Genomic DNA, 13,173 nt, shown 5'->3' on the forward strand with positions numbered 1-13,173 from the left:
CCAGCTGTCGAGGCCCCGACCAGGACCTTCCCCCGATACTCAATCTCACGCCACCGATCGCGAACCGCATTCGGCCTGGTCAAGGGCATGATCAGAAGTGTGGGCAAATGCTGTCGGTGCGAGTTCTGTCGATCCGAGGAAATTTAGGTTAGGTTACCCTACGCTGACGGTATGGATGGTCAGCACGGTGAGGCGAGGCGTGCGTCGGCTGCAGGTGGCGTGCCGTCCGATGTGCGGGTGGGTGGTGGGAAGCGGCTGCCGCTGTCGTTTGCTCAGCGGGGGAACTGGGCAGCGCAGCGGTTGTTTCCTGGTTCCGCCGGTTTCTGTGTATGTGATCTGGTGTGGTTTGACAGGGATATCGATGCGGGGGCATTCGCGGATGCGGTGAGCGGGGCGTTCGCGGAGACGGAGGCGTTGCGGGCGGTCGTCGTCGTTGATGATGACGGGGTTCCTTCGCAGGTGGTGGGTGAGGCGTTGTCGCTGCGGACGGTGGTCCCCGGGGGGTTGTTCACCGACGAGGAGGTCCGGTCTGTGGTGCGGGCCGGGGTGGGTGCACGGGAGTTCCCGGCGGGTGCGGATGTGACGTCGTCGACGTTGTTCAGGCGGGCTGCTGGGGGGTGGGTGTGGTCATTCACGACAAACAATCTTCTGCTTGACGGGTACAGCATGTCGTTGTATATCCGCCGGGTTGCGGAAATTTACTCGGCTGCGGTCGATGGAACGCCCGCGCCGGCGAGGTGGTTCGGTCGCCTGGAGGATCTCGTCGCGGGTTCGGCGTCGACACTGGGTGGGTCCGCTGTTGTCGGTCACTGGCGTGATGTTCTTGCTGTCGACGTGTTCTCCGAGCCGGCAGGTGGCATGCCTGCTGATCTGTTCTCGTTCTCGTACCGGCCTGTTCCGGTGGTGCTTCCACCCGACGCTGACGATCATATGCGGGTGCTGGCGCGGCAGATGAGGAGCACGTGGACGGATGCCGTGATCACCGCGTGGGGACTGTACACGGCTCTGGCTGGGTGCCGGGACTGTCTGGCCGTGCGGGTGCCGTCGATGATGCGGGGGGCGGCGGAGTCGTTGCGGGTGCCGGGTGCGGTCGCCCGCGCGTTGCCGGTCGTGACCGTTCTGCGTCCGAGTGCCAGCTTCGCCGAGGTGCTGTCGGTGGTGGGGTCACAGGTCCGGGATCTGAAGGACAACTGCGCGATCGAGGACCACCAGCTTGCCCGTCTGTGGACGGGGGGAGAGCGTTCCTATCTGGCGCTGCCGTCGGTGAACATCAAGATTTTCAGGTCGGCGCCGGTCTTCGGGGCGGTCCCGGGGGTCACGGAGCTGATCAATCCGGGTCCGACGGGTGCGTTGGACCTTTCGGTCTACGGCAGCCCCGGGCGGGGTTTGCGGATGGATGTCTCCGGCCGTTCGCCGCTGGTGCCGGAAGACGCGGCCGACCGGCACGCAGCCGCGTTCGGGCTGTTCCTCGGCCATCTCCTAAGTGGTCCTGCGGACAGGACACTCCACGACCTCGCCGAACTCACGACCACGCCCTCCTCAGTCATTTCCTCCTCGACTGATGTCGTGTCGGTTGAGGCGGTGTCTGTGGGTGTGGAGATGGCGGCTCCCGCGCTGACGGTGGACGGGCTGGTTCGGGATCAGGTGGTGCGTTCTCCTGGTGCGGTTGCGGTGGTGGATGACACGGGTGGTGGGGAGTGGGGGTATGCGGGCTTTGACGCGCGGGTGAACGCTTTGGCTCATCTGCTGGCCGAGGGGGGTGTGGTGGTAGGTGGCCGGGTAGCGGTGGCTTTGCCGCGTTCGGCGGATCTGGTGGTTGCTCTCGCCGCTGTTCTCCGTGCCGGCGCCGCGTATGTTCCCCTCGATCCGGGGTATCCGGCTGAGCGCATGACAGCGATCCTGGCGGACAGCGCCGCCCGGGTGGTGGTCACTGACGCTGCGACGGCGGCGGCCCATGCTGGTGTTTTCACGGCCGTGAACGTGGCCACTGTCGTCCTCGATGAGGATGCTGTTCGTGGCCGGCTGGAACACGGCACTTCCGACGGGCCCGCGCTGTCACGTCCTGTCACACCCGAGGACACCGCCTATGTGATTTTCACGTCTGGTACCACCGGTCGACCTAAAGGTGTCGCGGTGTCTCATGCGGCCGTGGTGAACCGGCTGCTCTGGGGGCGGGAAGCGCTCGGGTTCTCGCCGGCCGATCGGGTGCTGCTGAAAACACCGTTCACGTTCGACGTATCGGTACCGGAGTTCTTCCTCCCCCTGATCGTCGGTGGGGTCGTCGTGGTCGCCCGTGACGGCTCGCACGGCGATCCGAATTATATCGCCGGTGTGCTGCGCAGACAGCGGATCACGAGCGTGCATTTCGTCCCGTCGATGCTGCAGGCGTTCCTCGACTCGGAAGCAGAGACCGGGTCGTTCCCGGACGTGCGGCTGGTGTCGTTCACCGGAGAGGCGCTACCGGTGGCGGCGGCCCTCGGGGCCCGAGAGGTGTTCGACCGGGCGGAGCTGTTCAACCTGTACGGGCCGACCGAAGCGGCGGTCGAGATCGCCAGCTACGGCATCACCCAGCTGCATGCAGATGCGGGCTCGACACCGATCGGCCGGCCGGTGTTCAACTCCTACGTGCGGGTGCTGGACGGATGGCTGCGCCCGGTACCAGCCGGGGTGACGGGTGAGCTGTACCTGGGTGGCGTGCAGCTCGCGGACGGCTATGCGGGCCGAGCGGGGCTCACAGCCGAGAGGTTCGTCGCCGACCCTCACGGCGCCCCCGACACACGGCTGTACCGGACGGGGGACCTGGCCCGGTGGAACGGCCACGGCGAGCTGGAGTACCTCGGCCGGACCGACGACCAGGTCAAGGTGCGCGGGTTCCGGATCGAACTCGACGAGATCCGCACCGCCCTCGAACGCCATCCCACCGTCTCAGGTGCCGCAGTCACCGCGCTCGATCACCCCGCCGGCGGGAAGTACCTCGCCGCCTACATCACCACCAGCCCGACCGCCCCATCAGCGCCGGTGGACCAGGCGGCGCTGGCCGAGGTGCTGCGGGACCACACCACCACACTCCTACCGGAGTACATGGTCCCCACGTCGTTCACCCACCTCGATGCACTCCCCACCACCCCCAGCGGAAAACTCGACCGGAAAGCACTACCCACCCCGGACCTCACCGCCGGATCCGGTGGCGGCCGGGCACCTGAGACCAACACCGAACTGTCCCTCGCCGCTGTTTTCCGCGACGTCCTCGCACTCCCCGACGGCACACCCCTGTCAGCCGACGACGACTTCTTCCGACTCGGCGGTGACAGCATCCTCGCGATACGCCTTGTTGCGCGCGCGTCAAAACGGCAGCACGCTTTCACCCTGCGGGACGTCTTCGAGCAGCGAACCGTCGCCAAGCTGTCCAAAAAGATCACCCAAGAAGTCGAGGCCAAGGCGATGCCAGCAAGCAACGTCGCCGTGCCCGCCTCGCCTACTCTCGAGAGACTACGTGAGTCGCGCGACGATCCGAACTCATGGGTCCTGACCGAAACCGCCGTTCTCCCCATCCGGCTATCGCACGACGCGATACTGGCCGCCTACACTTCTCTCGTTCAAGCTCATGACCTGCTTCGCTTGTCGGTTCAGACGGTGAGCCGTCGGCTGTGGCTCACCTGGGCAAACCCTATGACAACTGTCGCGCCGACTGTCTCCAGACTGCATCTCGCAGACGCCCCGCCCGCCACGAAGCTGACAGATCTTCGGGCGATGGCCAGCCAGCTGATCGATATCACCGATGCACGGCCGTCGGGCCTCGCCTACGCAAGCACCTCGACGCAGACCTACATTGCGCTTGCGGTACATGCTGCCGCGGCCGATCGATACACCGTGCACCAGCTACTGAAGGCCCTCCGGCCGCTCATTGATGCAAACGCCAGCAAGAGCAGTCCATCAGCACCATCCGTCGCAGCGACCTTGAGTGAAGTCGCCGATATCGCCGCGGCGCTCGAAACGGATCAGATCGCGAACCAGGTCGCGGTGATCGAGCGCACGGGTTCACTCGACGAGACACTGTACTCGGCTGGCCGAGCTCGGGTCATACACTGGTACGGCTCTCGCACCGACGCCACCGCCCGTGAGACCATCCGACGAACACTGCACGCGACAGGGTACGGATCAAGACTCGGCGGTGCCGTAGATCACGAATCTCCGCTTCTGCCAGCTGCCGACCTGCGGCCGCTTGGCCCGATGACGGCAACCGTTCCCGTGCCTATCGAGCAGAAAAACTGGCAGCAAAGTCCTGGGGTCGCATTGGCACGCTACGGCAGCGGCTCGGGCAGGCGCCACCTAGCCGGCGTACCGATCGCGCCGATACTTGTCAGCCGATCCTATTCCGCCAATGCAGAATCCTTGGCAATCGAACCGACCGAGGCGGCGTACCGCGCGGTGATCCGATACCGGGTGCAAGCCGACAGCACCGTGCTGAAAGTCATCGGGTTCACCCAGGCCGTGACGCTGGCATTCGAGAACGCGCTGAGCAAAGTCGACGACAGCACCGATCGGTGATTCTAGCGCCCACAGTCCACCTCGATCGTCGCGCCGACCGCGCGCCAGATCTGCTGCCCGGCAGGGGCAGGTTCGCCAGGCCGGTGTTCCTGCCGTGGCGGATCCGGTCATCGCAGCCGCCGCAGTGGCGGATCAGCAGGACGGCAAGCTGGTCTCGGCGGCGGCTCACCGCGGACGCAGCAATCCCTTGCCCGTCGACGTCAGTGACACGTGGCCCGGCGCCGGGATGCGGGCGATCGCGGCGGACGACGACCCCCACGCCCAGCGGCCAGTCGGACAGGTCGAGCAGCCCGGCCCGTCCGCCGCTACGACTGGAATCAGGTAATGGAGGCGGCGTCGTGCAGGCTGTCGAACAGGGCCGCGCGGCGCATGTAGGCGCGCGCGCTGTCGAGGTTCTCGGCCGTGCCACGCAGCTGGTCGAGGTTCTGTCGGCGCACGGCGGGGTCGCGTTCCTCCAGCAGTCGCTTGTTGGCGATCGTCTGGGCCTGTACATAGTTCAGCGCGGCGTGCCGGCGCTGGCGGCTGTAGAGATCGAGCAGCTCGTCGCCGGCCTGACCATGGATCACCTGGGGAAGCTTCTCCGCGAGGTTGATGGCATCATGGATACCACCGTTCATGCCCATGCCGCCGATCGGGTTGTTGACGTGCGCGCTGTCTCCGGCGAGCAGTATGCGGCCTTTATGCAAGGTCGCGGCGACGCGTTGATTGACCCGGTAGACCCGGGCGTACTCGACGTCGTAGGGATCCGTCTTGGGGAAGAACTTCTGCAGCCGCTGTTCGACCCGAGCTGCCGACAGCGCGGTGGTGTCGTCTTCGCCCTGGCCGATCGGCAGGATCAGCCGCCAGAGGCCGTCGGGCGTCTCTCCACGCACCTTGAACAGGTTGGCCCACTCGTCAGGGTCGGAGAAGTAGTTCCGCAGCGACAGATTCGACTTCACGCTCTTGAAATCGAACCCGGTCGCGATCTTGATGAACCGCTCCGGATAGGTGAACCCTTCGAAATCGATGCCGGCGAGCTTGCGCACCGTTGACCGGCCGCCGTCACAGCCGATGACATAGGCCGCCGCCATGCGCTCCGTGCCCGCGGGCGAGGTGTACTCCACCTCGATGCCGTTCGCGACCGCGGTGAGACCGGTGAGGGCGTGGGAGAACCGCATGTCGAAGTCGGCTCCGTCGGCGTACTCCGCAGCGATCGAGGCGGTCAGCTTGTACTGCTCGTACTGCAGTACATAGGGAAACCTGATCTCGTCCTTCAGCCGGGCGAGATCGAACTCCGCCACCAGCTCACCGGTCGGCCGGTCGTGGAAGCGATAGGTGCTCGAGACCAGGCTGTGCGGCGTGATCTTCTCGACGATGCCCAGTTCGTCGAGCATCTCCAGCGTGCTCGGATGAATGGTCGCGGCGCGCTGGTCCTGCACCGGTACCGGCTCCGACTCGAGCACGGTGACCGGAATGCCCTGCCGGTTGAGTGCCAGTGCGCACACCATTCCGACCGGTCCAGCTCCGACGATGACGACCCGGGTCCTGCGCTGCGATGAGATCATCGCTCAGGCGAGCGATCCGGTGCGTCGCCCGACCACCATGCCCGCGATCAGACCGGCACCCGTCGGGTAGTTCCCGCTGAAGAGGCCGCCGAGCGCCTCACCGCAGACGAAGAGCCCGGGGATGGGTGCACCCGACGGATCGAGAACCCGGCCGTCGACGTCGCCGCGGAGCCCGCCGAAAGTGAAGCTGATCCCACACGTCACCTGATACGCGTAGTAGGGCGGCGCCTCGATCGCTGACGCCCAGTTGCTCTTGATCGGCTCCACCATCGCTCGGCGACCGTCCTTGATCGTCGGATCGAGCGGGCGGCTGGTGTCGATCGACGAATTGAAATCGCGAACGGTCTCCACGAACGCCTCGACGTCGACGTCCATGGCCACGGCAAGATCTTTTAGGGTGTTGGAGACGACCGGGTCGATCCCAGGCATTTCATACTCGTACCCGTCGAGCATCGAACGCGAGTTCGCATCGAAGACCTGAAACGCCACCGAGCCGGGCTGCTCCAGTATCACCTTGCCGTACTTCGCGTAGGTGTAGTTGCGAAAGTCCGCACCCTCGTCGAGGAATCGTCGACCCCGCCTGTTGACAATGATGCCGAATGGGTAGCCGTACCGGCTGAGTCGGTTCGTCAGCATACGATTGCTCTCGTTCTCGGGATATGAGGCGTCCCAGGGCACGCTGTGACATGTGGACCAGTCGCCGCCACGATCCGCACCGATCTCCAGGGCCGCACCGATCAGGTCCCCGGTGTTGTACGGCGTGCCCCGAACCTTCGCGTGCTGCCAGCCGTCTCCCAGGTGGCGCTGCCGCCACTGCGCGTTCGCCTCGAAACCACCGCTGGCGATCACCACCGACTCCGCCGTGATCTCCTGATCGCCCGCGCGCACGCCGACGACCGAGTCGCCGTCGGTCAGCAGCCCCGTGACCGGGCAACCGTAGCGCGTCTCGACCCCGAGTCCTGAGGCGATGCGCTCGTGGTCGGACATCAGCCCGGGGCCCCCGTCGACGTTACACACGTGCGTTCCGCCCCAGAACACGAAGGTTCCGTCGGCGTTCTGGTGAGCCTGCCGCTCGTACATCAGCCGGTATCGCACCCCCAGCTCGTGCAGCCAGCGGACCGCGTCGCGCGAACCTTCGACGACGGCCGCGGCAAGTTCCCTGTCGCCGCGGCCCTGCGTGATCCGGTCCAGGTCGGCCAGGAACTCCGCGGCCAGGTACGGCGGAACCTCGGTACGCCCGTGGCGCTCGTCAGCCTCAAGTATCCCGAGCAGATCGTCGAACCCGGCGTGCACCATCCGGGTCGCACCGAGCGTGTAGTAGCTGTTTCCCCCGGCCTGGGCACGCGGCGCTTTCTCCAACAGCACCACGCGGCGCCCGTGTTCGGCTGCCGCGTGAGCCGCACAGTACCCGGCGTTACCCCCGCCGACCACAACAACATCCGCGCTGTGCATGACCACCTCGTCGCCGTATCCGACCCCCGAGAACACCTCGCGTCGAGCGATTCCGTTCGACGAGTGCCTACTTCTGCTCGCGCTGCAGCCGCTTGCTGACCTTGCCGACAGCGGTGTATGGGAACTCGTCGACCACCTCCACGAAATCGGGCAGCTTGAACGTCGCGAGGCCCCACTCCTGGAGGAACCGACGCAGCTTGCTCAGGGTGAGGTCGGCCGCGTCCGCCGGCGACCGGGGGATCAGGTACGCCTTGATGCGCTCACCGAGCACCTCGTCGTCGACTCCGATCACCGAGACGTTGTGCACGCCGCCGTGCGCGAGGCACGCGTTCTCCAGCTCCTCGGGCGCAATCTTCTCGCCGCCACGGTTGATCTGGTCCTTTGACCGGCCCACGACCCTGATGAACCCACGCTCGTCCCGCTCGACGATGTCACCAGTGCGGTAGAAGCCATCACCGGTGAATGCCAGGGCGTTCTGCTCGGGGTTGCGGTAGTACCCGCGGATCACCGACGGCCCCCGGGTCAGCAGGTGACCGGGCGCTGCGGGCGGCACGTCGTTTCCCTCGTCGTCGATGACCCGGATCTCGTCGGCCGCCGAGGCTGGCCGGCCCTGGTATCGCACCTGGGTCTCCGAATCGACGTCTGCAGGGTTGCTGACGACCAGGCCTTCGCCCATCCCGAAGCTCTGGGACAGCTCCATGCCGAGCACCGGCTCGACCCGCCGCGCCACCTCCTCGCTGAGCTTCGCACCTCCGCACATGATCACTTTCATGCTGGACAGATCGTAGGCGTCGCGCAGCGAGGTGTTCAGCCAGAACAGCAGGATCGGGGGCACCAACGTCACCCGGTTCGCGCGGTGCTTCTCGATCAACGGGAACACCACATCGGGGCTGCCGTTCGGCGCGATGACAATCGTCGCGCCCACGCTGAACGCGCCGAGGAAGCCGGGCGAACGCGTCGACATGCTGTGGCAGATCGGCATCACCAGCAGATGCACGGTCTGCTCGGTGATGCCCCGTTCCCCAACGCTTCTGCGCAGCGCATAGCCGTACGTGTGATGGGTGTGCGGCATCAGCTTGGGAACGCCAGTCGTGCCGCCCGACATCTGCAGCAGTGCGACGTCCTGCGGGCTACATCGCCGCACGTGCTCGAGTGACCCCTTCGAAAGCAGCGCGTCGTACTCGGCGCCGCCGCCGCCACGATCGAGTATCACCGTGTGTTTCAGGCTGGTCCAACGGCCCTTCAGGTCGGCCGCCAGGGCGGCGAGATCAGTACCGCTGTCCGACGCGACGGTGATGTAGGCCCGCGCCTCGGCGATCTCGACGAAATGCTCGATCTCCGCGCGACGGTGCGCGATTGGCGCGACCACCGGAATCACCCCGAGTTCCCACAGGGCGAAGACGAACACGATGTACTCGTAGGTGTTGGGCAGATGCACGACCACTCGGTCGCCACGACCCAGCCCCAGATCCTGCAGACCAGCCGCCAGGCAGAGGACTTCGTCGGTGAGCTGCCGGTAGCTCAGCCGGGTTTCGCGGTCGATGACTGCGAGCTTGTCGGGGTGGCGTTCCGCCGTGGCGAAGAGCATCTCGGGAAGGGTCTGATCGTGCCAGTATCCCTCTGCAAGGTACTCGTTCACTGTTTCCGGCGGATAGGGTACGACGCCGTCAAGGGTCAGCGGTTGAATGCTCATCGGACTTCCTTGGGGTCGGCGTCTCGTGACCTGGCGGCATCGGCGGCGCGTGGAGCTGCCGATGCCGATCCGGTCGTCGACGAGCGATTGAGCGCAGGAGGTTCAGGCCGTCGTCCGTCGTCGAATCGTGCTCAGCCCAGGTTCACCACGGCTTCGAGGCCGATCGTGATCCCGGGCAGACCCGGGACGGCACGCAGCGCGGCGAGCACTCCCGGCATGAGGGACTCGCGTGTGACGGAGTCGTAGCGCAGCCGCAGGATCTCTCCCTGGGACCCGAACAGCACCTCCTGTGAGGACATGAAGCCGCGTACACGCACCGCGTGGACCTTGATTCCCTCGATCTGCCCACCGCGTGTTCCATGCGGGTCACGAGAGGTGGCATCGGGCGAGGTAGCGCAACCTGCCTCCGCTCGGGACCTGGAGATCAGTTCGGCCGTGTGCTGGGCCGTACCGGATGGCGCGTCCACCTTGTCGGGATGATGCATCTCGATGATCTCGACGGACTCGAAGTGCGGGGCAGCCTTCGCTGCGAACTGGGTCAGGAGCACCGCGCCCACCGAGAAGTTCGGGACGACGAAAACGTTGACCTCATCGCGTTCGACGAGTGCGGCGCGAATTTTCTGGACAGCTTCATCACCGAAGCCGGACGATCCCACGACGACGTGAATCCCCTGCTCGATGCACCACTGGACCTGCTCGTGCGCCGGGCCCGGCGGGGAGAACACGAGCACGACATCGGCCTTCTTGTCGACGATCTCCTGCAGGTCGTCATCGATATCGATCTCGGCGGCCACACTCAGGTCGGAAGTGGCCGCGATTGCACGAACGGATGCCTCACCCATGCGCCCGCGTGCTCCCAGGACAGCAACTTGATTCATGAGGAAAGGTTAACTTAAGTCATTCGAGCGACGCAAGGCTGTCTGTTGCGAGCTGCGCGGAAGCAGAGCGCTCGCCAAGCAGGGGTGGTCAGCCTTGATTGAATTGGTGTATGGCGGCTCCAGTGAAGTCGTGGTCGGTCGTCGAGGCGCTTCCGCCGCCGGTTCGATTGACAGCGTTTGCGCTGGTGGTGGGGCTGTTCAGCTCGAGCGGGAGATTCCGGTCCGCTTTTTGCGCAGGCCAGAATTGCCATCGACAGGATGGCAGCCGGCAGGATCAGCCAACAAGATCCCGCGACTGTCAGCCGCCCGCAATGGCCTCGACTGAAAAGCTACGACACTAACACGTTTTCATCACCGGCAGCCCCACTGGGCGCCGACTGAGTCAACAAGTCCTAATGGATTAGCACAGATCGTCGCCCGGGTCCCACAAACCTCGGACGCAACGCGGCTCGGGTCTGCCGTCAGCGCATCCACCATCTCCTCGACTCCTTCTTCCCAGCCGGGCACACCGCCGTGCGCTCACTCGCCGGCGGCAGCCCCCGCGACCTCCTGACTGGCGATGAAGTCGCGCAGCGACTTGGGCCGCAGGTCGGTCCAGGTCTGGTCGATCCAGTCGAGCACCTCCTGCCTGGGCCTGCCGTCCGGCTCGCCGTAGACGATCGTCCAGCCACCGGGCACCGGCTTGAACGTGGGCCAGAGCGAGTACTGCTCCTCATGGTTGATGAGCGCGTAGAACGCGCCATCCTCGTCGTCGAACGGGTTCTTCGCCATCATGTGTTCTCCATCTGCCTGTGGGAACGGGCCGTCAGCTGCCCGTCGCCAGGTGAGATCTGTGTGCGCCGACCGCGGGCCTCGAGAATCTCGCCGACGCGCACGGTCCCCGAGGTCGCGCAACGTGACGCTGACGCCCCCCGGGCCCTCGCACAGGCTCTCGATCTCGGTGACGCGGTGCACGAACAGCTGCCGCAGGCCGCGTAGCCTCTCGTCGTACTCCCGTCGGTACAGATCGTCGATGAGCTCGACGTCGACGGCCGCATAGTTCGTCGACCAGTGCCGGCGCAGCAGGTTCTGTCTGACGTCGGGCGGGGCGGTGTAGTACTCCCCGACGGAACCGGGGTCGAAGATACGGTTCGCATACGGGGAGTTGTCGGCGGACATAGCCGAAGCTGCGGATGGAGGCGTGCACCTCCGCCGTCGGGTAGGTGTCGTGCAGGTAGGCGGCAACCTCTGCCGCGCTCTGCCCGGCGCCCGCGACGAGGAACCGCCCGTGCGGCGTGGAGGGCAACCGGTCGAGGCTGCCGAGCAAGCCGTGGTTGTGGAACACCCGGGGTCCGGCCTCGATCCCGTCCGGGAGCACGGGGCTCAGCCCGGTCGCGACCACGACCACCCGCGCCCGGACCTCCTCGCGACCGCCCGACACCGTGACGGTGAAGGCCGCGCCATCGTGGTCGACGCGGGCCGCCCTTGCCCCGTAGGAGACGGGCACGTCCACCCGTGCGGCCGCCCATGCGAGGTAGTTGCGGAACTCGAGCCGAGTGGGGAAAAAGCTCTTCAGGTTGATGAAGTCGCTCAGCCGCCCGCGCTCGTGCAGGTAGTTCAGAAAGCTGTACGAGCTGGTCGGCGAGCGCATGGTCGCGAGATCCTTGAGGAAGCTGATCTGCATGGTCGCGCCCGACAGCAGCATGCCGTCGTGCCATCCGAACCTCGGCTGGACCTCCACGAAGCGGATGGTCACCCGGTCGGCGGGCGGCCGGGCACTGTTGCGCTCCTCAATGGCGATGGCCAGGCTCAGATTGGCCGACCCGAAACCGATACCTACGATGTCGACCACATCGGGTGGCATGCCCACCTCATCCGACCGAATGTTCACTTTCCTCATCGACCTCACGCGGCAGCCGACCCGGCCGGCTCGGCAAGAAAGTCGAGGATGAGCCGGTTCACCGCTTCAGGCTGCTCGAGATAGCCGTAGTGCCCGGCGTCGGGCACCTCGACGTACCGCGCAGTCGGGACGATGTCGGCGAGCTCGCGTCCGAGGTAGGCCGGAATCATCAGGTCGTCGGCGAAGCCGATCACCAGCAATGGTCGGGTGATGGCTCGGTACGCGGCACCGCGATCTCCGAGCCGTTCGGAGGCGCCGAGCTGGCCACGCTCACCCGACGACGCCGGACCCGCGGAGTACTCCAGAACCGCGAGCCAGTCGTTGGCCTTCATCTCGTCCAGCAGTGTCGCGGGCGAGAGGTTCAGCAGAGCCTCGACCGCTGCCTTGTACGCCTTCGGCAGCACGATCTTCTGGTCGAACAGCTCCTGTTCTCCCCGGGTGAGCAGCTGGCCGACGTCGTCGATGCGGGTGTGACCACCCATCGCGACGGCAGAGCGCACCAGGTCGGGGCGCGCGAGGAGCAGTTCCTGCACGACCCGCGCCCCGAGCGAGGTTCCGATCACGTGCGCCGGGGTACCGAAGCGCTCGATGAGCGCGACCAGATCGTCAACGAGCTCCGAGACGGCGATGTCGGGGCACGACGTGGCGGTCTGCCCAGGCACCGGGCTGATGCCCCGGTTGTCGTAGGTGACGACCCGGTACCCCGCCTCGACGAGGGCGGGCGCCTGGTGCGGCATCCACACCTGCCCTTTCGCTCCCGTTCCCATCACCAGCACGACAAGAGGGTTGACGGCATCGCCATACTCGTCGTAGTGCAGGGCGATTCCGTTCACGAGCATCGTGGGCATTGCGTCTCCTTGTCGGAGGGGCGGCACGATCGCACAACCAGTCGTCACATCCGCCCGTGCCAGACGAGATTCACTCGGACGACCCGGCGTCGTCGTTCGTCGACGCCGCCAGCACCTCAAGCCAACGTGACACCCGCTGGTCCTCGGCGAGCGTAATGAAGTCGATGCCCGCCACACCGGCACTGCGCCACCGCTCGACCAGTTCCAGGAGCCGGACGGAATCCATGCCCTGCGCGCGCAGGTCTCCGGTCTGATCCACATCGCTCACCTCGATGTACAGGACATCGGCGACGTCGGCCAGCACTCGGTTATCGCTGATCCTCATGATTCT

9 protein-coding genes are annotated in these 13,173 nt (G+C 66.0%); 1 reads left to right on the forward strand and 8 read right to left on the reverse strand.

Annotation, left to right across the window (positions count from 1 at the left end):
* Window positions 1–219 precede the first annotated feature (219 nt).
* Window positions 220–4,548 (forward strand): amino acid adenylation domain-containing protein, encoded by a 4,329-nt coding sequence (locus MXD62_RS24290; protein ID WP_248831769.1) that lies wholly within the window; start codon window positions 220–222, stop codon window positions 4,546–4,548.
* Window positions 4,549–4,865: 317 nt separating this feature from the next.
* Here MXD62_RS24290 and MXD62_RS24295 read toward each other — a convergent pair whose 3' ends face one another.
* The 8 genes from MXD62_RS24295 to MXD62_RS24335 form a co-directional block, all read right to left on the reverse strand.
* Window positions 4,866–6,092, reverse strand: coding sequence for an FAD-dependent monooxygenase (locus tag MXD62_RS24295; RefSeq protein WP_248831770.1), 1,227 nt, complete (start codon window positions 6,090–6,092; stop codon window positions 4,866–4,868).
* 3 nt (window positions 6,093–6,095) lie between these two features.
* Window positions 6,096–7,544: an FAD-dependent tricarballylate dehydrogenase TcuA gene (gene tcuA, locus MXD62_RS24300; RefSeq protein WP_248831771.1), complete on the reverse strand. Its 1,449-nt coding sequence runs from the start codon at window positions 7,542–7,544 to the stop codon at window positions 6,096–6,098.
* Window positions 7,545–7,611: 67 nt separating this feature from the next.
* Window positions 7,612–9,237 (reverse strand): (2,3-dihydroxybenzoyl)adenylate synthase, encoded by a 1,626-nt coding sequence (locus tag MXD62_RS24305; RefSeq protein WP_248831772.1) that lies wholly within the window; start codon window positions 9,235–9,237, stop codon window positions 7,612–7,614.
* 131 nt (window positions 9,238–9,368) lie between these two features.
* A complete protein-coding gene (dapB, locus tag MXD62_RS24310) occupies window positions 9,369–10,115 on the reverse strand; it encodes a 4-hydroxy-tetrahydrodipicolinate reductase (protein ID WP_285224165.1) in 747 nt (248 codons plus the stop codon).
* Between the two features lie 519 nt (window positions 10,116–10,634).
* On the reverse strand, window positions 10,635–10,886 hold the full coding sequence (locus MXD62_RS40865; protein ID WP_248831786.1) for an MbtH family protein: 252 nt from the start codon (window positions 10,884–10,886) through the stop codon (window positions 10,635–10,637).
* Between the two features lie 34 nt (window positions 10,887–10,920).
* The gene (locus MXD62_RS24325; RefSeq protein WP_368862444.1) at window positions 10,921–11,994 is read right to left on the reverse strand and encodes a SidA/IucD/PvdA family monooxygenase; all 1,074 of its coding nucleotides are present in this window, start codon (window positions 11,992–11,994) and stop codon (window positions 10,921–10,923) included.
* 5 nt (window positions 11,995–11,999) lie between these two features.
* Window positions 12,000–12,842: an alpha/beta fold hydrolase gene (locus MXD62_RS24330; RefSeq protein ID WP_248831774.1), complete on the reverse strand. Its 843-nt coding sequence runs from the start codon at window positions 12,840–12,842 to the stop codon at window positions 12,000–12,002.
* Between the two features lie 70 nt (window positions 12,843–12,912).
* Window positions 12,913–13,167 (reverse strand): phosphopantetheine-binding protein, encoded by a 255-nt coding sequence (locus tag MXD62_RS24335; RefSeq protein WP_248831775.1) that lies wholly within the window; start codon window positions 13,165–13,167, stop codon window positions 12,913–12,915.
* Window positions 13,168–13,173 lie beyond the last annotated feature (6 nt).

This window comes from Frankia sp. Mgl5, assembly GCF_023242985.1.
GTDB classification, from domain to species: Bacteria; Actinomycetota; Actinomycetes; order Frankiales; family Frankiaceae; genus Parafrankia; species Parafrankia soli.